We start from the raw sequence: 21,975 nt of genomic DNA on the forward strand, positions 1-21,975 counted from the left end.
CTCTTTTACCCTTGGCTGGCACTGGCCGCAGCTTTGAGGGCATCTTCGCCGACGCCAGAATAGGTCTCGCTCATGATGAGGTCTGAGAGCGGCAGGCGTGATGCCCAGCCTTTGCGTTCGAGATCTGGCCCTGCTGCGAATTCCGAGACATGGCCGACGCAAAGATAGGCGACGGGCACGACATGATCGGGAATGCCGAGCAACTGTTTGAGCGCGTCGGCGTCGAGGATGCTCACCCAGCCAACTCCGATCCCTTCGGCCCGCGCGGCGAGCCAGAAATTCTGTACGGCGCAGACCGTGCTGAAGAGATCCATCTGTGGGTTGTGCCACCGGCCGAGCGGCGAGCCTTCGCTGCGCCGCCGATCGCAGGTGATGCATAGGTTGAGCGCGCTTTCGCAGATGCCCTCCAGCCTGAGCTTACGGTAGAGAGCCTGCCGTTCCTCTGCGATATGAGGCAGTTCCTGGGATCGGGCAGTCAGGAAAAGGTCACGCACGGCTTCGCGTCGTGCCTGATCCCGAATGACGATGAAGTTCCAGGGCTGCATGAAACCGACCGATGGGGCGTGGTGCGCAGCAGTAAGCAGGCGGGCAAGCACCGCGTCGTCTATCGGATCTGGCTGGAAATGGCTGCGTACGTCGCGGCGCGTGAAGATGGCGCGGTAAATGGCTTCGCGTTCAAAGTCGCCGAAGGCATGGCAGGTATGGTTGCGGACGGCGTCCATCGCGTTCCCCTTGCGATCGAAACAGCATCTCCGCCCGTCCATGCGGATGACCATTCCTGCCTGGCCGGTCTTCTGGCTTGGGCTCATCCCGCTTGCCGGCGCCTTCCCGTCCTACTTGCGGACAGTGGCTCTTGCCGAGCGGTCCCCCTTACAGCGTTGGGCACGCCACGGATTTTCACCGTGTTCCCGATTCTCCCGCCTCGTGGCAGGCACCTGACAGTGCGGCGAACATAGCCCGGTTCGAGAGCAAAGGCAGCCCTGATCCCGACGTCGGATGCCGTCTTTTCCCCAACAGGCTGGCGCAATTCCAGCAAAAGTGCGCAGCGGTTTTGCGTCCGGAATTGCGTTAAAACAAAAAATTGGAGCGTTTCCGTATTTCCGTGAAAAACGGAAATGCTCCAATGCTTGTCGCGTGGCCATCATCGCCATTGCTGATAAGGTGGCTCCATGACGACCCGCCTTTACACGCATCCGATTTTCCTGGAACACATCACGCCCGCCGGCCATCCGGAGCGGCCGGACAGGCTGCGTGCCATCGAGCGGGTTCTGGATGACGAGGCCTTCGTCGCTCTCGATCGGCGCGAGGCGCCGATGGGCGACGAAGCGACCATTCTCTATTGTCACCCGAAGGATTTCGTCGAGCGCGTGCGCAAGGCAATCCCGAAAGACGGCATTGCCGTCATCGATTCCGACACGGTAGCGAGCCCAAAAAGCTGGCAAGCGGCGCTGACCGCCATCGGCGCGGCCAATGTGGCTGTCGACGATGTCTTTGCCGGCCAGGCCGACAACGTCTTCGTGGCGGCACGCCCGCCGGGGCATCACGCCGAGAAAACCACGGCCATGGGGTTTTGCCTGTTCAACACGGCGGCCATAGCCGCACGCTACGCGCAGGAGAGGCACGGCGCCGAGCGTGTCGCCATCGTCGACTGGGATGTGCATCACGGCAACGGTACGCAGGACATCTTCTGGGACGATCCATCGGTGCTCTATTGTTCCACGCACCAGATGCCGCTTTATCCGGGCACGGGCGCCAAAAGCGAGACCGGTGCCGGCAACATCGTCAACGCGCCGCTGGCCCCGGCGACAGGCAGCGACATCTTTCGCGAGGCGTTCAACACACGTGTGCTGCCGGCGATTGATTCTTTCGCGCCAGACCTGATCATCATCTCGGCCGGCTTTGATGCGCACCACCGCGATCCGCTGGCCGAGATCAATCTTGTCGAGGACGATTTCGACTGGGCGACCGGGCAGTTGATGGATCGCGCCCGCCGCCATAGTTCAAACAGGCTGGTCAGCCTGCTGGAAGGCGGTTACGACCTGCACGGATTGGCATTTTCGGTCGCAGCGCATGTCGGCCGCCTGATGAAAGGATGAGCCATGGCTGAGGAAGCGAACGAAGACGTCAAGGCGATGAGCTTCGAACAAGCGTTGGACGCGCTGGAGAAGATCGTCGATGACCTGGAGCGCGGCGACGTGCCGCTCGACCAGTCGATCCGTATTTACGAGCGCGGCGAGGCGCTGAAAGCGCATTGCGACCGCCTGCTCAAGGCGGCCGAGGACAAGGTGGAAAAGATCAGGCTCGCCCGCGACGGCAAGCCGGTCGCCACCGAACCACTGGATGGGGAATAAGGGCCGCGAGGCCCCTGGAGCGTTTCCGGTTTTCCGAAACGCGGAAACGCTCTAACTTTTGTTTTCGCGCAATTCAGGACGGTAAACTGCTACGCACCTTTCCTGGAATTGCTCCAACCGGAACGAGGGACAAAGCCGGACATACCAAACGGGAGAAATATCCATGTGTCGCAACATCAAGCCGCTCTTCAACTTCGAACCGTCGGCGACGGATGCCGAAATTCATGAGGCGGCGCTGCAGTTCGTGCGCAAGATCAGTGGCTCCAACAAGCCCTCCATGCGTAACAAGGACGTTTTCGACCACGCGGTGCGCACCATCGCCCATGCCGCGCATGACCTGCTTGTCGCGCTCGAAACCACTCAGCCGCCACGCAACCGCGAGGAGGTGGCGGCAAAAGCTCGCGCCAAATCGGCCCTGCGGTTTGGACCCAAGCCGGTAGCTACCCAATAGTCTTGTGAGAGCTGATCGGCCAGGCGTGCCGAAATCCGCAGGCCGCGGCATTGAACCATTGCTTCGTGAATTGAGGTGATCGGTGAACGGATCGTCGCCGCATCGCCGGTTTGCCGGAGGGGAACGGAGGTATAACTTCCGATCTGCAAATCATCAGCAGATGGAGCAGTCCGATGAGCTTCTTTCCCGGAAACGATCCCGAACCCGGTGACGCCTTTTCCTGCGACGCCATCGAGTTGATGGTGGTCGCCAACGCCAAGGACATCGGCGGGTTCGAGGTGCGTCGCGCGTTGCCAACCGCCAGGCGCCGGCTGGTTGGTCCCTTCATCTTCTTCGATCGCATGGGACCGGCCATCCTGCGTGCCGGCAAGGCGCTGGACGTACGCCCGCACCCGCATATCGGTTTGTCCACTGTCACCTACCTGTTCGACGGCAGGATCAGGCACCGCGATTCGCTCGGCACCGAGATGGTGATTTCACCGGGCGACGTGAATTTGATGACAGCCGGTCGTGGCATTGTTCATTCCGAGCGCACGCCGGAAGAATTGCGCGGCGCACCGATGTCGATGTCCGGGCTGCAGACGTGGATCGCGCTGCCAGACAGGCAGGAAGAAATGACGCCGGTCTTCGAAAATACCGCGAGCGCCGAACTGCCGGAGTTCAGCGCCGATGGCGTTTCGGGCCGTCTCATCATCGGTGAGTTGGAAGGCCGCCGCGCGCCGGTGACCACCTATCACGATACGCTTTATGCCGACATCCGGCTGGAGCCCGGCGCGAAGTACCGCATTGCAGCCGAAGCCGAAGAGCGCGCCATCTATGTGCTCGACGGGCTTGTCACCATTTCCGGCGACAGTTTTCCCGAGAATCGCCTTCTGGTGTTTCGTCCCGGCGACGAAATAGTCGTTTCATCGGAATCGGGTGCGCATTTCATGCTGTTTGGCGGCGCTTCGCTGGGGTCTCCACGTTACATCTGGTGGAATTTCGTTTCTTCGTCGAAAGAACGCATTGAACAGGCCAAGCAGGAATGGAGGACCGGTCGCTTCGACATCGTTCCGGGCGATGAAAAGGAATTCATTCCACTGCCCGACAAATGAACGTGTCATTGCGGCACATTTACTTTCCGTGGTCGGAGGCCTATTCGATTTTTTGAATATTCTTGAACGCGAGCTTGAACGGGCCAGCCATTGATCGCCAGACCCCAGACGCCGCTTCTCGACAAGGTCCGTATTCCCGCGGATTTGAAGAAGCTTTCCGAAAGCGACTTGCCGCAGCTCGCGGAAGAGTTGCGCACCGAACTGGTCGACGCCGTCTCGCAGACGGGCGGGCATCTCGGCGCAGGTCTCGGCGTGGTCGAGCTGACGGTGGCGCTGCACTATGTTTTCGACACGCCGGACGACAGGATCATTTGGGATGTCGGCCACCAGGCCTATCCGCATAAGATCCTGACAGGCAGGCGCGACCGCATCCGCACACTGCGCCAGGAGAACGGGCTTTCCGGTTTCACCAGGCGGACCGAGAGCGAATACGATCCGTTCGGCGCCGCTCATTCCTCCACCTCCATCTCGGCCGGTCTCGGCATGGCCGTGGCGCGCGATCTTTCCGGCGGCAAGAACAATGTCATCGCCGTGATCGGCGATGGCGCGATGTCGGCTGGCATGGCCTTCGAGGCATTGAACAACGCTGGGGCACTTGATGCGCGCCTCATCGTCATCCTCAACGACAACGATATGTCGATCGCTCCGCCGACCGGCGCCATGAGCGCCTATCTGGCTCGACTCGGCTCGGGCAAGGCCTATCTTGGCCTGCGCGATTTCGGCAAGAAACTGACGTCCTACCTCGGCAAGCGCGCCGACCGCGCCATCACCCGCGCCGTCGAGCATGCAAGGGGCTATGTCACCGGCGGCACGCTGTTCGAGGAGCTCGGTTTCTTCCATATCGGCCCGATCGATGGCCACAATCTCGAGCATCTCATCCCGGTGCTGAAGAATGTGCGCGACAACGGCAAGGGCCCGGTCCTGATCCATGTCGTGACGCAAAAGGGCAAGGGCTACGCGCCTGCCGAGGCGGCCGCCGACAAATATCATGGCGTCAACCGGTTCGACGTCATCACCGGCGCGCAGGCGAAAGCCCCAGCCAATGCTCCGACCTACACCAATGTCTTTGCCGAAAGCCTGATCCGCGAAGCCTGCGAGGATGACCGTATCGTCGCCGTCACCGCCGCCATGCCGACCGGCACCGGGCTCGATCTGTTCGGCGAAGTGTTCCCGAACCGCACTTTTGATGTCGGTATCGCCGAACAGCATGCGGTGACCTTTGCGGCGGGCCTCGCGACAGAAGGCTATAAGCCGTTCGCGGCGATCTACTCGACCTTCTTGCAGCGCGCCTACGATCAGGTCGTGCACGACGTCGCCATCCAGAAGCTGCCGGTGCGTTTTCCGATCGACCGCGCCGGCTACGTCGGTGCCGACGGTGCAACCCATTGCGGCGCGTTCGACACCACCTTCCTTGCCTCGCTGCCAGACTTCGTCGTCATGGCGGCAAGCGACGAGGTCGAACTGCGCCATATGGTGCGCACCGCCGCCGAGTACGACGAGGGGCCGATCTCCTTCCGTTATCCGCGCGGCAACGGTGTCGGTATCGATATGCCCGAGCGCGGTTCGCCGCTGGAGATCGGCAAGGGCCGCATCGTGCGCGAAGGCACCAAGGTGGCGCTGCTGTCCTTCGGTACGCGCCTGCAGGACTGCCTCGCGGCAGCCGATGAACTGAGCGCGGCCGGTCTCTCGACGACCGTGGCCGATGCGCGTTTCGCCAAGCCGCTCGACCATGACCTCATCCGCCGTCTGGCCCGTTCGCACGAGATCCTGGTGACCGTGGAGGAGGGCGCCATCGGCGGTTTTGCCACGCAGGTGCTGCATTTCCTCGCCCATGAGGGCCTGCTGGAGAGCGGGCTCAAGGTGCGCCCGCTGGTCCTGCCGGATGCTTTCACCGACCACGCCAAGCCGGAGAAGATGTATGCCGATGCCGGACTCGATGCGAACGGCATCGTGCGTACGGTGTTTGCAGCACTAGGCCATGTGGCCAGCGCGCAGCGCGCCTGAGTCAAAACATCAACAACTTGAATCAGCCTGTGAGCGGCTTGAATCGCCGTCTCAACATGCGGAATCTCTTTGTCGAGAAGCCCTGTTAACCTATTGTTCAGATTGCTTTTTGGCGCTTCGCTTACCTTCTCTCTTGCCCCTTTCTCAACGGCGCACTGCTAGGAAAATCCCAGGCAGGGAGAACAACAATGAGAGCGCTTCTGTTCAGCGCAACCAGCATGCTTTTGCTGGCTGGCCGGGTAACGGCCGAACCGCAATATGACCGCGTTCTCGAACAGGCAGCGATCGACATCGTGGCGGCCAACATCGGGACATTGCGCGGTGGCTTCGCATACAATCAGGTACCGCAGATGATTGTCGCGCAGGAAGGGCCGCGGCCGCGCCGGGCACCTGCCGATGGGCTGGTGCCTGCTGTCGAACGCCCGCCGGCCAGCCAGCTTTTCTAGGGCAAGGCCTCTATCAGTCCCGACTTGCCTTCGGGCGCGGCTTTCGCCAATGAAGGCAGATGCGTTCCCACCAGCCAGCCAATCAGCGCCAGCGGCTCGACGATCTGCTCGTCGTGCGTGGCCTGTTCGCCAGCCGCTCGCGCGCCCGCGACGCGGTTGAGCGCGGCACTGTCTCGGTTGATGGAACGGTGGTGACGAAACCCGGCCAGAACGTATCCTCTGGTGTCGAGCTGGTGGTGGACGATCCTGCACGCGGCTATGTCTCGCGCGCAGCGCTGAAGCTGATCGCCGGGCTCGATCATTTCGGGCTTGATCCGTCCGGTTTGGAAGCGCTCGACATTGGCGCTTCGACAGGTGGCTTCACGCAGGTGCTGCTTGAACGGGGTGCCACCCACGTCACCGCCATCGATGTCGGCCATGGCCAGATGCACGCTTCGATCGAAAGCGACCCGCGCGTGACCTCGGTCGAGGGTCTCAACGCACGCGAACTTTCGATGGCGAGTCTCGATGGCCGAGCGCCGGATTTCATCGTCTCCGATGTTTCCTTCATCTCACTGAAGCTGGCGCTGCCACCTGCGCTCAGCCTGGCAAAAGCCGGCGCATATGCGCTGTTGCTGGTCAAACCGCAATTCGAGGCCGGCCGTGAAGCGATCGGCAAGGGCGGGTTGCTCAGGAACCCCGCCGAGGCTGAGGTCGTCGCCGCTGATTTATATCGCTGGCTGGACGGGCTTCCCGGCTGGCGCGCGCTGGGCCACCACCCGTCGCCGATCGAAGGTGGCGACGGCAACCGCGAATTCCTCCTGGCCGGAATGAAGGACAAGTGAAAGATCGATGAGCGCTCGTTTTCAGATCGCACGGCTCGGTGCCCAGGGGGATGGCGTTGTCGACGCCGATGGCAGCCATGTCTTCATCCCCTTTGCGTTGCCTGGCGAAGTGGTGACGGCTGCGCGCGAAAAGGACCGGGCACAGCTGCTTGCCGTGCTGGAGCCGTCGCCTGAGCGCATCAAGCCGGCCTGCAGGCATTTCACCGAATGCGGCGGCTGTGCCATCCAGCATCTCGAAGAGGGGGCTTATCGTGCCTGGAAGCGCGGTCTTGTCGTCCATGCGCTGAGGGCGAAGGGTGTCGAGGCAGATGTCGCCGATCTCGTTGCCTGTGCGCCGCACAGCCGTCGCCGCGCAGCCTTCACGGCCCGCAACACTGATACCGGATTGCATCTCGGTTACAACCAGGCGTTCTCCAACATCCTTGTCGATATAGAGGAATGCCCGGTTCTCTTGCCGGCCATCGTCGAGGCGGCCGGTGTCCTGCGGCATCTTGCCAGCATCGTCGCAAACACCTCGAAACCCTTCAGGTTCCTGGTCACCGCCACGGCGTCGGGATTCGACGTTGCAGCCTCCGATTGCGGCAAGCCTACCGAAGCCATCCGCCGTGCCGCCACGGATTTCGTCATCAAGTCTGGCATCGCCAGACTTTCCATCGATGGCGAGATCATCGTCGAGGCTATCAAGCCGACGCTCAGCTTCGGCTCGGCAACTGTGACGCCTCCACCGGGAGCCTTCGTTCAGGCCGTCGCCGAAGCTGAGGTTGCCATGGCAAACCTTGTCACCGCGCATGTGCGCAAGGCAAAGAGGGTTGCCGACCTCTATTCAGGATGCGGAACCTTTGCGCTGAGGCTAGCGGCCAATGCCGAGGTTCTCGCTGTGGAAAATGATGGGCCGGCGCTCGCGGCACTCGACAGGGGCTTTCGCTTTGCTGGCGGCCTGAAGCGCGTGACGGTTGAACGCCGCGATCTCGATCGCCGGCCGCTGACCTTCAAGGAGTTGGCAGCCGTCGACGCTGTCGTGTTCGACCCACCGCGCGCCGGCGCCGAGGATCAGTCCAAACAGATCGCCCGTTCGGACGTGCCGCTCGTCGCTGCCGTTTCCTGCAATCCCGTCACGCTGGCGCGTGACCTGCGCATTCTGATCGATGGTGGCTATCAGTTGAAGAGCGTGACACCGATCGACCAGTTCCTGTGGTCGCCGCATGTCGAAGCTGTGGCGCTGCTGGAGAAGCCGCGGAAGCGGCGCTGAAGTTGACGGTACTCAGCGGCCTGCGAGCATTCTATTGACAAAGGCCGGGACGATTTCCGTCGCTTTGCCGAGTACGGCCTCGTCGAAGCTGCTGTGTCCGTCCGAGGGTTCGAGATTGAGCTCGACCGTATGTGCGCCATTGAGCTGCGCCTCTTCGACGAACCCGGCCGCCGGATAGACATTGCCGCTGGTGCCCACAGAGACGAACAGGTCGCAGTCGGTCAGCGCTGCATAGATGCGGTCCATCTGGTAGGGCATCTCACCGAACCAGACGACGTCAGGGCGAAGATAGCCGACGGCGCCGCAGGCTGGACACTGCGAAAGCGCCGACATGTCCTTCGACCAGGGCGAACGCTGCTCGCAGGCCTGGCACAGCGTCTTGCCGAGTTCGCCATGCATGTGGATGAGATTGGTCGACCCGGCCCGCTCGTGCAGATCGTCGATGTTCTGCGTGACCAGCAGCACGGAGCCGGAAAATTCCCGCTCCAGCCGTGCCAGCGCGACATGGGCGGCGTTTGGCTTCACCTTGGCCATGCCCCGCCGACGCTGGTTGTAGAAATCATGCACCCTGGCGGCATCGCGCACAAAGCCTTCCGGCGTCGCCACGTCGCGGTAGTCGACCTTCGACCAGATGCCGTCCTTGTCCCGGAACGTGTCCACGCCCGACTCCGCTGAAATGCCTGCACCGGTGAGGATGACGATGGATTTGTATGGGGGCATGATCAACGGATTGGGGATGGGATTTCTCAATTGTCGGTGTTCGAGAGGGTATGCACGACCTCATACTGGCCCGGTGTGACGGTGCCGAGTTGCGTGTTGCGCTGGATATAGCCTCCGGCCAGCAGGTGGCGCGTCACCCGTTGCGCCGCATCATGGCTTTCGAACTGCACGTAATTCACGACCTGCCGGCCGTCGAAGCTGCGATGGATACTGGCCGAGATCCAACCCGGTACCTCGCTGGCCGCCCGCACCGTCTCGGCGAGTGAATCGACCAGAGCCTGCTGTCTCTCCGGCGTTGTCGTGAACACGTTGATATGGGTGACGATGCCGTTGCCGGCTTCGATGATCGCCATGGCTCCCTCCCATTTGTCGGCGGGGAGGGACGTTAGGCCCTTCTGCGACATCCGGGCAAGCTGCCTGCCCGGTCAGGCAGGCAGGCGTTTTTACAAACATGCCTAGACCTGCGTGCCGCCGACCGTCATCTGGTTCATGCGCAGGTGCGGCTGGCCGACGCCAACGGGTACACCCTGGCCGGCCTTGCCGCACATGCCGATGCCGGTGTCGAGCTTCATGTCGTTGCCGACCATGGTGACGCGGTGCATCGCATCCGGCCCGTTGCCGATCAGCATGGCGCCCTTGATCGGTTGGGTGACCTTGCCATCCTCGATCAGATAGGCCTCGGTGCAGCCGAAGACGAATTTGCCCGACGTGATGTCGACCTGGCCGCCGCCGAAGGAGACGGCATAGACGCCTTTCTTCACTGAAGAGATGATCTCTTCCGGCGTATGGTCGCCTGCGGTCATGTAGGTGTTGGTCATGCGCGGCATCGGCTGGTGCGCATAGGATTCGCGCCTGCCGTTGCCTGTGGCGGCCATGCCCATCAGTCGTGCGTTCTGCCGGTCCTGCATGTAGCCCACCAGCTTGCCGTCCTCGATCAGCACGGTGCGGTTGGTTGGCGTACCTTCGTCGTCTACGGTCAGCGAGCCGCGCCGTTCGGCGATCGTGCCGTCGTCGACGACGGTCACGCCCTTGGCGGCGACCTGCTGGCCAAGCAGACCTGCGAAGGCCGACGTCTTCTTGCGGTTGAAGTCGCCTTCCAATCCGTGGCCGACCGCTTCGTGCAGCATCACGCCCGGCCAGCCGCTGGACAACACGATGTCGAACGTACCGGCCGGTGCGGGAATGGCCTCGAGATTGACCAATGCCTGGCGCAGCGCTTCCTTGGCGGCATATTTCCAGCTGTGTTCGACCAGGAATTCGCCGAAGCCGGTTCTGCCGCCCATGCCGTAGGAGCCGGTTTCCTGCCGGTCGCCATCGCCGACCATGACGGAGATGTTGAGACGAACCAGCGGCCGGATGTCTCGCACCAACTGCCCGTCCGCGCGCAGGATCTCGACCTGCTGCCAGGAGGCGGCCAGCGATGCAGTCACCTGCCGCACGCGCGGGTCTTCGGCGCGCGTCCAGGCATCGATCTCCTGCAGGAGCTTGGCCTTGGCTTCGAAGCCGGGTGAGGGGATCGGGTTCTCGTCGCCGTAGAGACGGCGGTTGGTGCGCGGCGGTGCATCGGCCAGCGTGCCCGAATAACCGGCCTTCACCGTCGCGACGGCACCGGCGGCCCGCAGCAGCGCCGCTTCCGACAGATCGCCGGCATGAGCGTAGCCGCTTGCCTCGCCGGCAACCACCCGCAGCCCAAATCCCTGGTCGGTGTTGAAATTGGCCGTCTTGAGCCGGCCATTGTCGAACATCAGCGCTTCGCTTTCGCTGTATTCGAGGAAAAGTTCGCCGTCATCCGCACCTTTGATGGTGTCTGCGACGATTTTCTTGATCCGCTCTTCGGAAATGTCGAATCGGCCGATGAGGCTGCTCATGGTGCGCATCCTTGAAAGAAGTGTTGATCCCGATGTAGGCGCCGGAGCGCCTTTCGGCAATGCGCGACAGGTTCCCTTGGATCAGGGCAGGGCGTTGAAGCCGTCGGCGAAGCCCTTGAGATCGACCGGAATGCCGATGCCTTCCTCCGGCGTCTGGAAGACGATGAAGGTCGCGGCCTTGCCTGATTTTAGCGTATCAAGCAGCGGCTTTTCCAGGATCACTTCGGCGTAGCAGCCATCCTGGAAACAGCGCACGAAATAGGCGCGGCCGATATCCTTGCCGTCGACGTTGAGGCCAAGGCCATTGGGAAGCAGGACGCCAAGCGGCGCCAGCACGCGCAGGATCTCGGCCTTGTTGTCGGCGGTGCGCAGCACGACGACTGAAAGGCCCATCTCGGGACGGTCTTCAGCCACGACGTTCTGCATCATCACGCATTGTTCGGAGGTCGCGCCTGCCGGCGTGTCGCAGATGATCGACCAGGCGCCATGGGTGGACTTTACATTGCCGCTCGGCTGCTGCGCAGCGGCCATTGCCTGTCCGGCACTGGCAAGGGTGGCGAGAAAGATGACCTTCGCCAAGGTTCTCGAAACCCAAAAGTTCATGTCGGCTCCATTCCCGAATCACGCCACTTTAAGCCCCGGCACCGCTTAGGAAAAGCGTGAGGGCGACGCGCAATCCCTTTCAACTGCGGCAACAATACGATTTCCAAGCGCAAATAGCTCAATTTGCCGCGATTGTCTCTGGCACGGCTATGCGACAGCAGCTTGATTGTCGTGCTGCCTGTGCATGCGGCTGCAATCAATCAAGGCGCGCGCAAAAATGCCGCATGGTTTTGACCGCTCCTTTCTTGCGGCGGGAAAGAGAGTATGGTTTGAACCAATCTGGACCGTCCGGGATTCCCTGTCCCGGCGTTATATCGTATTCCTGCCACCTGTTGCAGGACGGGGACTGGGAGATGAAGAGGGCGATGAAGAAGTTTCTTGCTGGCGCTGGTGCCGCATCGATGGTTTTCGCCGGGTCTGTCGCCCAGGCCGCGCAACCGCAGCCATGGGAAATGACCTTCCAGCCGGCCGCGACCGCAATCATGAGCCAGATCACCTGGTTCGAGCGTTATACGCTCTGGTTCATCGTGCCGATCACGCTGTTCGTGCTCTTCCTACTGGCCTGGTGCATCCTGAAGTACCGCGCAAGCGTCAATCCGACGCCGTCCAAGACCAGCCACAACACGCTGATCGAGGTTGCCTGGACGCTGGGTCCTGTCCTGGTGTTGCTGGCCATCGCCGTGCCGTCCTTCCAACTGCTGACCGCTCAGTACAGCCCGCCGGAAGAGCCAAAGCTGACCGTCAAGGCCACCGGCAACCAGTGGAACTGGGACTATGAGTATCAGTTCGAGCAGCCTTTCTCGTTCAACTCGGCGATCCTTGCTGACGGTGACCGTGCCGGTCTGGGCAAGGAAGACAAGGCGAAATATCCGCGCCTCCTGGCGGTCGACAACGAGATGGTCGTGCCGGTCGGTGTCGTAGTGCGTGTCCTCGTGACCGGTGCGGACGTGATCCACGCTTATGCCATGCCGGCCTTCGGCATCAAGGTCGACGCCGTACCGGGGCGCATCAACGAGACCTGGTTCAAAGCTGAAAAGGAAGGCCTTTATTACGGCCAGTGCTCGGAACTGTGCGGCAAGGACCACGCCTTCATGCCGATCGCGGTGCGCGTCGTATCGGAAAAACAATATGAGACTTGGCTGGCTGCGGCCAAGACCGACCTCCCGGGTGCCAACAAGGCACTGATGGCCGAGGTCGATGGTACCAACAAGGTTGCGTCCGCCGGCAACTGATGCCGCGGTCGAAACAAGGATAGGGAACGGAGCGGAACATGGCGCAGGCAGCGGCTCACGACGATCACGACCATAAGCCTAAAGGCTGGGTCCGCTGGGTCTATTCGACCAACCACAAGGACATCGGTACGCTGTACCTGATCTTCGCGATCATGGCCGGCATCATCGGTGGCTTCCTGTCGATCATGATGCGTTGGGAGCTCGCCGAGCCGGGCATCCAGATATTCCCGGGTCTTGCATCCATGGTCTACGGTGTGAACGGCGATGCTGCGCTCGATGCCGGCAAGTCGATGTTCAACGCCTTCACCACGGCCCACGCGCTGATCATGATCTTCTTCATGGTCATGCCGGCGCTGATCGGTGGCTTCGCCAACTGGATGGTGCCGATCATGATCGGCGCACCCGACATGGCGTTCCCACGCATGAACAACGTATCCTTCTGGCTGTTGCCGCCGGCATTCATCCTGCTGCTCACCTCGATGTTCGTGCCGAGTGCGCCCGGCGCCTACGGCGTCGGTGGTGGCTGGACGATCTATCCGCCGATGTCGACTTCCGGTCAGCCCGGCCCGGCCATGGATCTGGCGATCCTGTCGATCCACATCGCCGGTGCCTCCTCGATTCTCGGTGCCATCAACTTCATCACCACCATCTTCAACATGCGTGCTCCGGGCATGACGCTGCACAAGATGCCGCTGTTTGCCTGGTCGGTTCTGGTCACCGCCTTCCTGCTGCTGCTGTCGCTGCCGGTTCTGGCCGGCGCCATCACCATGCTGCTCACCGACCGTAACTTCGGCACCTCCTTCTTCGTGCCCGAAAATGGCGGTGATCCGATCCTGTTCCAGCACCTGTTCTGGTTCTTCGGTCATCCCGAAGTGTACATCCTGATCCTGCCGGGCTTCGGCATTGTCAGCCACATCATCGCGACCTTCTCGCGCAAGCCGGTGTTCGGTTATCTCGGCATGGCCTATGCCATGGTCGCGATCGGCGCCGTCGGCTTCGTCGTGTGGGCGCACCACATGTACACCACCGGTATCTCGCTTAACGCGCAGCGCTACTTCGTGTTCGCCACGATGGTCATCGCGGTGCCGACCGGCATCAAGATCTTCTCGTGGATCGCAACCATGTGGGGCGGCTCGATCTCCTTCCGCACGCCGATGCTCTGGGCTGTGGGCTTCATCTTCCTGTTCACGGTTGGCGGCGTCACCGGCGTCCAGCTCGCCAATGCCGGTCTCGACCGTTCGCTGCAGGACACTTACTATGTCGTAGCGCACTTCCATTACGTGCTGTCGCTCGGCGCCGTCTTCGCGATCTTCGCCGGCTGGTATTACTGGTTCCCGAAGATGACCGGGTACATGTACTCGCCCTTTATCGCGCGTGCCCATTTCTGGATCATGTTCATCGGCGTGAACCTGGTGTTCTTCCCGCAGCACTTCCTGGGTCTCTCGGGCATGCCGCGCCGCTATATCGACTATCCCGATGCGTTCGCCGGTTGGAACTACGTCTCGTCGGTCGGTTCCTACATCTCCGGCATCAGCGTCCTGATCTTCCTCTACGGTGTCTTCGAGGCGTTCCGGAAGAAGCGTATCGCCGGCGCCAACCCATGGGGCGAAGGTGCGACCACGCTGGAATGGCAGCTGCCTTCGCCGCCGCCTTACCATCAGTGGGAACAGCTGCCCAAGGTCAAGTAAGGCAGCTTTAAAGTTCGAAACCGCCGGCCTCGGCCGGCGGTTTTGGCCAAACGGAATGAGTGGACTTCAAGTACGCAATGGCCCTGATTGACAATTCACACATGGAGCAAGTGGGCTCCCGCATGTCGGAAGCGACGGCGGGTGATTACTTCGCGCTGCTCAAGCCGCGTGTGATGTCGCTTGTGGTTTTCACCGCCTTTGTTGGGTTGGTGGCGGCTCCCGTCACCATCAATCCGTTGCTTGCGGTCATCGCCATCCTGGCGATCGCCATCGGCGCTGGCGCGTCGGGCGCCCTCAACATGTGGTATGACGCCGACATCGATGCCGTCATGACCCGCACGGCCAGCCGCCCGGTTCCATCCGGCCGGGTTTTGCCCGGTGAGGCATTGAGTTTCGGCCTTGTGTTGTCGGCACTTTCCGTGATGACCATCGGCGTGCTGGTCAACTGGCTCTCGGCCGCGCTTCTCGCCTTCACCATCTTTTTCTATGCCGTCATCTACACAATGTGGTTGAAGCGCTGGACACCGCAGAACATCGTCATCGGCGGCGCTGCCGGTGCCTTCCCGCCGGTGATCGGCTGGGCGGCTGCGACCGGCACGGTCAGCCTGGAAAGCATTATCCTCTTCCTCATCATCTTCCTGTGGACGCCGCCGCACTTCTGGGCACTGGCGCTGTTCAAGTCGGGCGACTATGAGCGCGCCGGCATCCCGATGATGCCGAATGTCGCCGGTGAGGCTTCAACTCGCCGTCAGATCTTCGCTTATGCCGTCATCCTGGCGCCGATCGGCGTGCTGCCCTGGGCACTCGGCTATACGTCGGCGATCTACGGCATTCCGGCTACGCTTCTTGGCGTCGGGTTCGTCTGGTATTCCTGGGCAGTGCTGCGCATGCCCGACAGCGATCGTGTCATGAAGCCGGCCAAGGCGCTGTTCGGCTACTCGCTGCTTTATCTGTTCGCCATCTTCGCCGCTTATCTTGCCGACAGCGTTTTTGCCCGTGTTCTGGTTCTGGGTGGGGCATGAGTGCGATGGATGAAAAGCTCGAACTGGTCACGCTGACCGAACGCCAGAAGAAGGCCCGCCGCAGCCGTTCGGTTGCGATCGCGGTGGCGCTTGGCGTGCTTGTCGTCATCTTCTACGTGGCGACGATCGTGAAGTTCGGTGCTCCTCTCATCAACCGGCCGATGTGAGGCTGATGATGGACCAGCAAAAGACAGTCGCCGAAGAGAAGAAGCACAGAACCAACCTGGCTGTGGCCGGTGCTTGCGTGGCTTTCTTCGGCGCCATGGTCGGCATGGCTTATGCGGCAGTGCCGCTCTACGCCATGTTCTGTCAGGTCACCGGTTACGGCGGCACCACGCAGCGCGTAACGCAGTACTCCAATCGGGTTCTGGACCGCGAGATCACCATCCGCTTCGACGCCAACACTGCCGGTGTTCCCTGGGAATTCGAGCCGGTGCAGCGCGAAGTCACCATCAAGCTCGGTGAAACCAAGCAGGTTGCCTACAAGGCCACCAACAAATTCAGCACGCCGACGACCGGTCGTGCGACCTTCAATGTGACGCCGGAACTGGCTGGCGCCTATTTCAACAAGGTGGAATGTTTCTGTTTCACCAATCAGACGCTGAAGGCGGGCGAAACGGTCGATATGCCGATCGTCTTCTACGTGGATCCGGACATTCTCGATGTGCCGGAACTGAAGAATATCAAGACCATCACGCTTTCCTACACCATGTTCCTGGCTGACAAGAACAAGCCGGTCGCGGCCGTGGAGACCAGGGAAAGCGGCAAGGCAATTTCCAATACCGAAGCAAATCTCGGGGGATGACATGGCAGACGGACACGCCAAACCAAACCACGACTACCACATCATAGATCCGAGCCCTTGGCCCTTCCTGGGTTCCGTCGGCGCTCTGGTCATGGCGTTCGGTGGCGTCTTCTACATGCAGTACCTGAAGGGTACGCCATTTCATCTGTTTGGCATCGACGTTGCCAAGGCGCACTTCTGGGTGCTGCTGATCGGCCTGGTGATCGTACTCTACACCATGTACGCGTGGTGGTCGGATACCATCAAGGAAGCGCATGAGGGGCATCACACCAAGGTGGTGTCGCTTCACCTGCGTTACGGCATGATCATGTTCATCGCCTCCGAGGTGATGTTCTTCGTGGCCTGGTTCTGGGCTTATTTCGATGCCAGCCTGTTCCCGAACGAGACCGTGCAGGCGGCGCGCGCCACCTTCACCGGTGGTGTCTGGCCTCCCAAGGGCATGGAAGTCCTCGATCCCTTCCATCTGCCGCTCTACAACACCGTCATCCTGCTTCTGTCGGGCACGACGGTGACCTGGGCGCACCATTCGCTGATCCACGGCGACCGCAAGGGCCTGATCAACGGACTCGTGCTGACCGTCGGTCTCGGCATGCTGTTCACGATGGTGCAGGCTTACGAGTACATTCACGCTCCGTTCGGCTTCAAGGACTCCATCTACGGCGCCACCTTCTTCATGGCGACCGGCTTCCACGGTTTCCACGTCATCATCGGCACCATCTTCCTCCTGGTCTGCCTTGTCCGCGCGATGAAGGGTGACTTCACCCCGAAGCAGCATTTCGGCTTCGAGGCTGCCGCCTGGTATTGGCACTTCGTTGACGTGGTGTGGCTGTTCCTGTTCGCCTCGATCTATGTCTGGGGCTCTGCCGGCGCAGTAATTGAAGGCCACTGACTGCTTCGACAACCGGTTCCGAAAAGAGGTGGCTGCGGCAACGTAGCCGCCTCTTTCTTTTGGGGCAGGCGTTCAATTCGCTCCTGAAAGGCTCTAAAAGATGAACATGAGCGAAGACGAAGACAAGGCAATCTGGCCGCCGGTCGATCCAATCCAGGCTGGCCTGAAGGGGCGCTGCCCGCGGTGCGGAGAAGGACGCCTGTTTTCGGGTTTCCTGACGGTCGGCAAGCGCTGCTTCAATTGCGGCCTCGATTATTCCTATGCCGATGCCGGTGATGGGCCGGCGGTTTTCGTCATCCTCATCATCGGGTTTATCGTCGTTGGCCTTGCACTGTGGCTCGAGGTCACTTTCGCACCATCGCTCTGGGTCCACTTCCTGCTGTGGATACCGTTGACGCTGGTCCTGTGTCTGACTGCGCTGCGGCTCATAAAAGGTGTTCTGCTCACCTTGCAGTACCGCAACAAGGCCGCAGAAGGCAGGCTGGACCGGCCGTAATGTCCGCCGCTTCACACCTGGCCCGGGGTGGTGCGCCGCGCAAGGCGCTGGCGCTTGGTCTCGGCCTGATTGCTTTCATCGTGCTGATTGGTCTTGGCACCTGGCAGGTGGAACGACTGGCTTGGAAGGAAGGGTTGATCGAAACGATCGACCGCCGCATGAATGCGGCCCCTGTGCCCCTGGCGGAAGTCGAGAAGCAGTTCGCGGCCTCCGACGATGTCGATTACCTTGCGGTGACGCTGAACGGCGTCTTCCTGCATCAGGGCGAGCGTCATTTCTTCACCACATGGGATGGCAAGACGGGCTACAGCGTCTACACGCCCCTGAGGCTGGCCGACGGACGCTTTGTCTTCGTCAATCGAGGTTTTGTGCCTTACGAATTGAAGGATCCGGCGAAGCGGGCACAGGGCGAGGTCTCCGGCGACGTCACAGTCACCGGTCTCGCCCGCAACCCGTTGCCTGGCAAGCCGTCGATGATGGTTCCGGACAACGACACCACGAAGAACATCTTCTATTGGAAGGATCGCGCTGCCATGGCCGCGACAGCCGGATTGCCTGCTGACGCCGTGGTGCTGCCTTTCTTCGTCGATGCCGGCAAGGCGCCTAATCCGGGCGGGCTACCGGTTGGAGGCACCACCCTGGTCGACCTGCCCAACAACCATCTGCAGTACGCGCTGACCTGGTACGGTCTCGCCGCCGCGCTCGTCGGTGTCGTGGCCGTATGGCTGCGGAAGAACCGGAAGGCTGGCTGAGAGAGTTCGTTCGAACCATTCCACGCCCTTGACAGACAGGGGTGGCGGACATCATGTCCGCACTGGAGCGCCGCGCGTCCATTCGGACGCGCAAAGGACGCTCTAGCACTTTGGTCCTGCGCATCGTGCTTTCCGGAAATCGATTCCGATTTTCGGGCCGATGCGCGTGTCCAGCCAATGGGAAAGCATGTTGAACAAAGCCGTAAAACCACCGCTCACGATCAGGCTCTGCCAGCCGCGCGGCTTCTGCGCCGGTGTCGACCGAGCCATCCAGATCGTCGTGCTGGCTCTGAAGAAATACGGCGCGCCGGTCTATGTCCGCCACGAGATCGTGCACAACCGCTATGTGGTCGAAGGGCTGCAGAACCTTGGCGCCGTCTTCATCGAGGAGCTTTCCGAGATCCCGGAAGAGCACAAGCAGTCTCCGGTGGTCTTTTCTGCGCATGGCGTGCCGAAGTCGGTGCCGGCCGATGCCGCGGCGCGCAATCTCTTCTACCTCGACGCCACCTGTCCGCTGGTTTCCAAGGTGCACAAGCAGGCCATGCGCCATCAGCGCTTGGGTCGCCATGTGCTTCTGATCGGCCATGCCGGCCACCCCGAAGTGATCGGCACGATGGGGCAACTGCCCGACGGCGCGGTGACACTGATCGAAACCGAGGCCGACGCCGCTTCGTTCCAGCCAGCTGATCCCCAGGCTCTGGGTTTTGTCACCCAGACGACGCTCTCGGTGGAAGATACCGCCGGCATCATCCGCGCCCTGGGGGAACGGTTTCCAGCGCTGCAGGCGCCCGCTGCCGAATCGATCTGTTACGCGACGACCAATCGGCAGGATGCGGTGAAGGAAACCGCGCCCGGCTGCGATCTCTATCTGGTCGTCGGCGCGCCCAATTCCTCCAATTCGCGTCGTCTTGTCGAAGTGGCGGAGCGCGCGGGAGCCGCGATGTCGCTTCTCGTGCAGCGCGCTTCCGAAATTCCGTGGGATGAGATCGGCTCGATCTCGACGCTCGGCCTTTCCGCAGGGGCCTCTGCACCGGAGATCATTGTCGATGAGATCATCGATGCCTTCCGCCAGCGCTTCGACGTCTCGGTCGATCTGGCGGTGACGGCGACGGAAACGGAGGATTTCCCGGTGATGCGGGCACTGCGCGATGTCGAACTGACCCCGGCCGACATGGCCTTCGTTAACGGGACCGTGTGATGGCGGTCTACACCGATGTAGGTGAGGGCGAGCTTGCAGCTTTCCTGAAGGACTATCCGGCCGGCGAATTGCTCTCCTACAAGGGCATCGCCGAAGGAACGGAAAACTCCAACTTCCTGCTGCACACGACGGCGGGCTCCTTCATCCTGACGCTCTACGAAAAGCGTGTGGAAAAGGCCGATCTGCCTTTCTTCCTCGGACTGATGGATCATCTCGCCAAGCAGGGTATCTCCTGTCCGCTGCCTGTGCAGCGCCATGACGGTTCCATGATCGGCACGCTGGCGGGCCGTCCGGCTGTCATCATCACCTTCCTGGAAGGCATGTGGCTGCGCAAGCCGGGCGTCGCGCATTGCCGCGAAGTCGGCAAGGCACTTGCCGAACTGCATCTGGCCGGCGCCGATTTTACCATGCATCGCGACAACGCGCTGGCGATCGACGGCTGGCGCAAGCTTTGGGAGGCGTCACGCGCCCGCGCCGATGAGGTCGAGCCGGGCCTTGCGGCCGAGGTGGACGAGGATTTTGCCGATTTCGAGCGCAACTGGCCGAAAGGCTTGCCTGCCGGTATCATCCATGCCGATCTCTTCCCGGACAATGTTTTCTTCCTCGGCGAGAAGCTGTCCGGCCTGATCGACTTCTATTTCGCCTGTGACGACTTCTACGCCTATGACCTCGCCACCTGTCTCAATGCCTGGTGCTTCGAAAAGGACTTTTCCTTCAACCTCACCAAGGGCACGGCGCTGCTGGCCGGTTACCAGAGCGTGCGGCCGCTGCACGCAACGGAGCGGGAAGCCCTGCCGATGCTGGCACGCGGTTCGGCATTGCGTTTCATGCTGACGCGTCTCTATGACTGGCTGACCGTCCCCGACAGTGGTCTGGTCATCAAGCGCGATCCAACCGAATATATCCGCCGCATGCGCTTCCATCGCGCTATCGGCTCAGCTTCCGAGTACGGCCTGAAATGAAGCATGTCGAGATTTTCACTGATGGTGCCTGTTCCGGTAATCCTGGACCAGGCGGTTGGGGTGCTATCTTGCGCTTCAACGGCTCAACCAAGGAACTGTCGGGTGGTGAGGCGGATACCACCAACAACCGCATGGAGTTGCTGGCGGCGATTTCAGGGCTGAATGCTTTGAGGGAAGCCTGCAAGGTCGACCTTCACACCGACAGCAAATATGTCATGGACGGCATCTCCAAATGGATCCATGGCTGGAAGCGCAATGGCTGGAAAACCGCCGACAAGAAGCCGGTGAAGAACGGCGAACTCTGGCAGGCCCTGGACGAGGCCAACCGGCGCCACGATGTGACGTGGCATTGGGTGAAGGGGCACGCCGGCCATCCGGAAAATGAGCGGGCCGACGAACTGGCACGCGAGGGCATGGCGCCTTTCAAGAAGAAGTTTTCAGGCACCGCCGCATTGAAGAAGGAAATAGCCGGCGGCTGACACGGCTTGATCGGAATTCAGCGTTTCGCTTTGCCGAATCGCGCTTCGAGCCAGTCCACGCCATGACGGACAATCTTCGGTCCTGAAACCAGCACGGAATCGGCATCGCCGACCCTGCCGCGATGGCCTCCGCCCGCTTTGAGAAAGTCTTCGACAACCGTTGCGAAATAGTCGCCCGGCAGCCCGTCGACGATCGGGTCCGTTGTGTCGAACTCCTCCCAACAATGCCATTCCGTCCGGCCGTCGATCAGGAGCGGCGCTTCAAAATGCGCTATGCGCTTGCCGGACAGGTCAGCCAGATGTTCGGCATGATGCAGAATGGACATGGCCTCGAGCGGCGCGCCTATCAACAACACCTTGCCGTTGACTTCGACAAGTTTGTCAAAAGGAGATCCAGCTCCATAGCCGTATTCCAGCGGATGGTCGCAGGTAAGCCACGGGGCTTTTGCACCGACGGCCGCGCAGGAAGCGCCGGGGTTCGCGCTGCGCACCGCGCCTGGAAAGGTGCGCACGAATTCGGCGATCGCGCCATTGTCACGTCGCGCCCGTGACGACGCAGGATCAAAGGGCACGATGTGTTCGCGCAACGCCGCCGGGATGCGACCATCGTCATCCAGCAATTCGTGATAATCGTCGTCCCAGTCCGTGTAGACCATCACGGTCCCGCCGGGACCGGTTGTATCGAGCAGGGCGCGGATAAGGCTGTCGGGCCCGCCGAGAATGTGCCCGACCGATCGCAGCCCTGCATGGACCATCACCGTATCGCCCGCCACCAGACCGAGCGCGCGTAGCTGCGCGCCCAGATCCGTTCTGGTGTGGAATTGCCGAAACATCGATCCGGC

General features: G+C 61.5%; 25 protein-coding genes and 1 riboswitch. Of the genes, 19 read left to right on the plus strand and 6 right to left on the minus strand.

Annotated features, from left to right (window positions below):
* Positions 1–5: 5 nt before the first annotated feature.
* A complete protein-coding gene (gene bluB / locus ACFWXH_RS02180; protein WP_379117109.1) occupies positions 6–722 on the minus strand; it encodes a 5,6-dimethylbenzimidazole synthase in 717 nt (238 codons plus the stop codon).
* Positions 723–766: 44 nt separating this feature from the next.
* Positions 767–954, minus strand: a riboswitch (cobalamin riboswitch).
* A gap of 215 nt (positions 955–1,169) precedes the next feature.
* Between bluB and ACFWXH_RS02185 the strand changes: the two genes are divergently transcribed.
* The 8 genes from ACFWXH_RS02185 (at position 1,170) to ACFWXH_RS02220 (ending at position 8,419) form a co-directional block, all read left to right on the plus strand.
* Positions 1,170–2,096 (plus strand): histone deacetylase family protein, encoded by a 927-nt coding sequence (locus ACFWXH_RS02185; RefSeq protein ID WP_054309041.1) that lies wholly within the window; start codon positions 1,170–1,172, stop codon positions 2,094–2,096.
* A 3-nt stretch (positions 2,097–2,099) separates the two neighbouring features.
* A complete protein-coding gene (locus ACFWXH_RS02190) occupies positions 2,100–2,351 on the plus strand; it encodes an exodeoxyribonuclease VII small subunit (protein ID WP_054309040.1) in 252 nt (83 codons plus the stop codon).
* Between the two features lie 163 nt (positions 2,352–2,514).
* On the plus strand, positions 2,515–2,802 hold the full coding sequence (locus ACFWXH_RS02195) for a DUF2277 domain-containing protein (RefSeq protein ID WP_379117113.1): 288 nt from the start codon (positions 2,515–2,517) through the stop codon (positions 2,800–2,802).
* 173 nt (positions 2,803–2,975) lie between these two features.
* On the plus strand, positions 2,976–3,896 hold the full coding sequence (locus tag ACFWXH_RS02200; protein ID WP_054309038.1) for a pirin family protein: 921 nt from the start codon (positions 2,976–2,978) through the stop codon (positions 3,894–3,896).
* Positions 3,897–3,986: 90 nt separating this feature from the next.
* Positions 3,987–5,900 carry a 1-deoxy-D-xylulose-5-phosphate synthase gene (gene dxs, locus ACFWXH_RS02205; protein ID WP_379117115.1) on the plus strand — a complete coding sequence of 638 codons (1,914 nt, stop codon included), beginning with the start codon at positions 3,987–3,989 and terminating at the stop codon, positions 5,898–5,900.
* Positions 5,901–6,088: 188 nt separating this feature from the next.
* Positions 6,089–6,346, plus strand: a complete 258-nt coding sequence (locus tag ACFWXH_RS02210) for a hypothetical protein (RefSeq protein ID WP_379117118.1) — start codon at positions 6,089–6,091, stop codon at positions 6,344–6,346.
* 59 nt (positions 6,347–6,405) lie between these two features.
* Positions 6,406–7,170 (plus strand): TlyA family RNA methyltransferase, encoded by a 765-nt coding sequence (locus ACFWXH_RS02215; RefSeq protein ID WP_379117120.1) that lies wholly within the window; start codon positions 6,406–6,408, stop codon positions 7,168–7,170.
* A gap of 7 nt (positions 7,171–7,177) precedes the next feature.
* Positions 7,178–8,419, plus strand: coding sequence for a class I SAM-dependent RNA methyltransferase (locus ACFWXH_RS02220; protein ID WP_379117122.1), 1,242 nt, complete (start codon positions 7,178–7,180; stop codon positions 8,417–8,419).
* A 12-nt stretch (positions 8,420–8,431) separates the two neighbouring features.
* On the opposite strand, the gene ACFWXH_RS02225 is transcribed toward ACFWXH_RS02220, so the two are convergent.
* From ACFWXH_RS02225 to ACFWXH_RS02240, 4 genes are all read right to left on the minus strand, one after another.
* Positions 8,432–9,139 (minus strand): NAD-dependent deacylase, encoded by a 708-nt coding sequence (locus tag ACFWXH_RS02225; RefSeq protein WP_379118914.1) that lies wholly within the window; start codon positions 9,137–9,139, stop codon positions 8,432–8,434.
* Positions 9,140–9,165: 26 nt separating this feature from the next.
* The gene (locus tag ACFWXH_RS02230; RefSeq protein ID WP_379117124.1) at positions 9,166–9,492 is read right to left on the minus strand and encodes an antibiotic biosynthesis monooxygenase family protein; all 327 of its coding nucleotides are present in this window, start codon (positions 9,490–9,492) and stop codon (positions 9,166–9,168) included.
* A gap of 102 nt (positions 9,493–9,594) precedes the next feature.
* Positions 9,595–11,007: a metalloprotease TldD gene (tldD, locus tag ACFWXH_RS02235; RefSeq protein WP_054309031.1), complete on the minus strand. Its 1,413-nt coding sequence runs from the start codon at positions 11,005–11,007 to the stop codon at positions 9,595–9,597.
* An 81-nt stretch (positions 11,008–11,088) separates the two neighbouring features.
* Positions 11,089–11,610 (minus strand): invasion associated locus B family protein, encoded by a 522-nt coding sequence (locus tag ACFWXH_RS02240; protein ID WP_054309030.1) that lies wholly within the window; start codon positions 11,608–11,610, stop codon positions 11,089–11,091.
* Positions 11,611–11,975: 365 nt separating this feature from the next.
* Here ACFWXH_RS02240 and coxB point away from each other — a divergent pair, with 365 nt between their 5' ends.
* The 11 genes from coxB (at position 11,976) to rnhA (ending at position 21,133) form a co-directional block, all read left to right on the plus strand.
* A complete protein-coding gene (gene coxB, locus ACFWXH_RS02245) occupies positions 11,976–12,842 on the plus strand; it encodes a cytochrome c oxidase subunit II (RefSeq protein WP_379117126.1) in 867 nt (288 codons plus the stop codon).
* 38 nt (positions 12,843–12,880) lie between these two features.
* Complete coding sequence (gene ctaD, locus ACFWXH_RS02250; protein ID WP_379117128.1) at positions 12,881–14,530, plus strand: cytochrome c oxidase subunit I; 1,650 nt, start codon at positions 12,881–12,883, stop codon at positions 14,528–14,530.
* Positions 14,531–14,607: 77 nt separating this feature from the next.
* Positions 14,608–15,552, plus strand: coding sequence for a heme o synthase (locus ACFWXH_RS02255; RefSeq protein WP_379117130.1), 945 nt, complete (start codon positions 14,608–14,610; stop codon positions 15,550–15,552).
* The gene (locus ACFWXH_RS02260) at positions 15,549–15,719 is read left to right on the plus strand and encodes a hypothetical protein (protein WP_379117132.1); all 171 of its coding nucleotides are present in this window, start codon (positions 15,549–15,551) and stop codon (positions 15,717–15,719) included. Before ACFWXH_RS02255 ends, ACFWXH_RS02260 begins: the two co-directional genes overlap by 4 nt.
* An 8-nt stretch (positions 15,720–15,727) precedes the next feature.
* Positions 15,728–16,357 carry a cytochrome c oxidase assembly protein gene (locus tag ACFWXH_RS02265; protein WP_379118916.1) on the plus strand — a complete coding sequence of 210 codons (630 nt, stop codon included), beginning with the start codon at positions 15,728–15,730 and terminating at the stop codon, positions 16,355–16,357.
* 1 nt (position 16,358) lies between these two features.
* Positions 16,359–17,246 carry a cytochrome c oxidase subunit 3 gene (locus ACFWXH_RS02270; RefSeq protein WP_379117134.1) on the plus strand — a complete coding sequence of 296 codons (888 nt, stop codon included), beginning with the start codon at positions 16,359–16,361 and terminating at the stop codon, positions 17,244–17,246.
* A 106-nt stretch (positions 17,247–17,352) separates the two neighbouring features.
* The gene (locus ACFWXH_RS02275) at positions 17,353–17,742 is read left to right on the plus strand and encodes a DUF983 domain-containing protein (RefSeq protein WP_054309453.1); all 390 of its coding nucleotides are present in this window, start codon (positions 17,353–17,355) and stop codon (positions 17,740–17,742) included.
* Complete coding sequence (locus tag ACFWXH_RS02280; RefSeq protein ID WP_379117136.1) at positions 17,742–18,494, plus strand: SURF1 family protein; 753 nt, start codon at positions 17,742–17,744, stop codon at positions 18,492–18,494. The genes ACFWXH_RS02275 and ACFWXH_RS02280 overlap by 1 nt, the downstream gene beginning before the upstream one ends.
* A gap of 187 nt (positions 18,495–18,681) precedes the next feature.
* Entirely contained in the window at positions 18,682–19,692 is a 1,011-nt protein-coding gene (gene ispH, locus ACFWXH_RS02285) for a 4-hydroxy-3-methylbut-2-enyl diphosphate reductase (protein ID WP_379117138.1), read from the plus strand.
* Positions 19,692–20,654 (plus strand): homoserine kinase, encoded by a 963-nt coding sequence (locus ACFWXH_RS02290; RefSeq protein WP_379117140.1) that lies wholly within the window; start codon positions 19,692–19,694, stop codon positions 20,652–20,654. Before ispH ends, ACFWXH_RS02290 begins: the two co-directional genes overlap by 1 nt.
* Complete coding sequence (gene rnhA / locus ACFWXH_RS02295) at positions 20,651–21,133, plus strand: ribonuclease HI (RefSeq protein WP_379117142.1); 483 nt, start codon at positions 20,651–20,653, stop codon at positions 21,131–21,133. The genes ACFWXH_RS02290 and rnhA overlap by 4 nt, the downstream gene beginning before the upstream one ends.
* Before the next feature lie 17 nt (positions 21,134–21,150).
* Here rnhA and aac(3) read toward each other — a convergent pair whose 3' ends face one another.
* Positions 21,151–21,966 carry an aminoglycoside 3-N-acetyltransferase gene (gene aac(3), locus ACFWXH_RS02300; protein ID WP_379117144.1) on the minus strand — a complete coding sequence of 272 codons (816 nt, stop codon included), beginning with the start codon at positions 21,964–21,966 and terminating at the stop codon, positions 21,151–21,153.
* Positions 21,967–21,975: the final 9 nt, after the last annotated feature.

This window comes from Mesorhizobium sp. NPDC059054 (genome assembly GCF_042739215.1).
Lineage (GTDB): Bacteria > Pseudomonadota > Alphaproteobacteria > Rhizobiales > Rhizobiaceae > Mesorhizobium.

Excerpts from the sequence above, each read along its gene's own strand:
- ACFWXH_RS02280 (WP_379117136.1), top strand. The coding sequence starts at position 17,742 with ATGTCCGCCGCTTCACACCTGGCCCGGGGTGGTGCGCCGCGCAAGGCG.
- ACFWXH_RS02185 (WP_054309041.1), top strand. The coding sequence starts at position 1,170 with ATGACGACCCGCCTTTACACGCATCCGATTTTCCTGGAACACATCACG.
- tldD (WP_054309031.1), bottom strand. The coding sequence starts at position 11,007 with ATGAGCAGCCTCATCGGCCGATTCGACATTTCCGAAGAGCGGATCAAG.
- ACFWXH_RS02195 (WP_379117113.1), top strand. The coding sequence starts at position 2,515 with ATGTGTCGCAACATCAAGCCGCTCTTCAACTTCGAACCGTCGGCGACG.
- ACFWXH_RS02215 (WP_379117120.1), top strand. The coding sequence starts at position 6,406 with ATGCGTTCCCACCAGCCAGCCAATCAGCGCCAGCGGCTCGACGATCTG.
- ACFWXH_RS02190 (WP_054309040.1), top strand. The coding sequence starts at position 2,100 with ATGGCTGAGGAAGCGAACGAAGACGTCAAGGCGATGAGCTTCGAACAA.
- rnhA (WP_379117142.1), top strand. The coding sequence starts at position 20,651 with ATGAAGCATGTCGAGATTTTCACTGATGGTGCCTGTTCCGGTAATCCT.
- ACFWXH_RS02230 (WP_379117124.1), bottom strand. The coding sequence starts at position 9,492 with ATGGCGATCATCGAAGCCGGCAACGGCATCGTCACCCATATCAACGTG.
- ACFWXH_RS02290 (WP_379117140.1), top strand. The coding sequence starts at position 19,692 with ATGGCGGTCTACACCGATGTAGGTGAGGGCGAGCTTGCAGCTTTCCTG.
- ACFWXH_RS02240 (WP_054309030.1), bottom strand. The coding sequence starts at position 11,610 with ATGAACTTTTGGGTTTCGAGAACCTTGGCGAAGGTCATCTTTCTCGCC.
- ACFWXH_RS02265 (WP_379118916.1), top strand. The coding sequence starts at position 15,728 with ATGGACCAGCAAAAGACAGTCGCCGAAGAGAAGAAGCACAGAACCAAC.
- ACFWXH_RS02210 (WP_379117118.1), top strand. The coding sequence starts at position 6,089 with ATGAGAGCGCTTCTGTTCAGCGCAACCAGCATGCTTTTGCTGGCTGGC.
- ispH (WP_379117138.1), top strand. The coding sequence starts at position 18,682 with ATGTTGAACAAAGCCGTAAAACCACCGCTCACGATCAGGCTCTGCCAG.
- ACFWXH_RS02200 (WP_054309038.1), top strand. The coding sequence starts at position 2,976 with ATGAGCTTCTTTCCCGGAAACGATCCCGAACCCGGTGACGCCTTTTCC.
- bluB (WP_379117109.1), bottom strand. The coding sequence starts at position 722 with ATGGACGCCGTCCGCAACCATACCTGCCATGCCTTCGGCGACTTTGAA.
- ACFWXH_RS02255 (WP_379117130.1), top strand. The coding sequence starts at position 14,608 with ATGGCCCTGATTGACAATTCACACATGGAGCAAGTGGGCTCCCGCATG.
- ACFWXH_RS02220 (WP_379117122.1), top strand. The coding sequence starts at position 7,178 with ATGAGCGCTCGTTTTCAGATCGCACGGCTCGGTGCCCAGGGGGATGGC.
- ctaD (WP_379117128.1), top strand. The coding sequence starts at position 12,881 with ATGGCGCAGGCAGCGGCTCACGACGATCACGACCATAAGCCTAAAGGC.
- ACFWXH_RS02270 (WP_379117134.1), top strand. The coding sequence starts at position 16,359 with ATGGCAGACGGACACGCCAAACCAAACCACGACTACCACATCATAGAT.
- coxB (WP_379117126.1), top strand. The coding sequence starts at position 11,976 with ATGAAGAAGTTTCTTGCTGGCGCTGGTGCCGCATCGATGGTTTTCGCC.
- ACFWXH_RS02260 (WP_379117132.1), top strand. The coding sequence starts at position 15,549 with ATGAGTGCGATGGATGAAAAGCTCGAACTGGTCACGCTGACCGAACGC.
- ACFWXH_RS02275 (WP_054309453.1), top strand. The coding sequence starts at position 17,353 with ATGAGCGAAGACGAAGACAAGGCAATCTGGCCGCCGGTCGATCCAATC.
- ACFWXH_RS02225 (WP_379118914.1), bottom strand. The coding sequence starts at position 9,139 with ATGCCCCCATACAAATCCATCGTCATCCTCACCGGTGCAGGCATTTCA.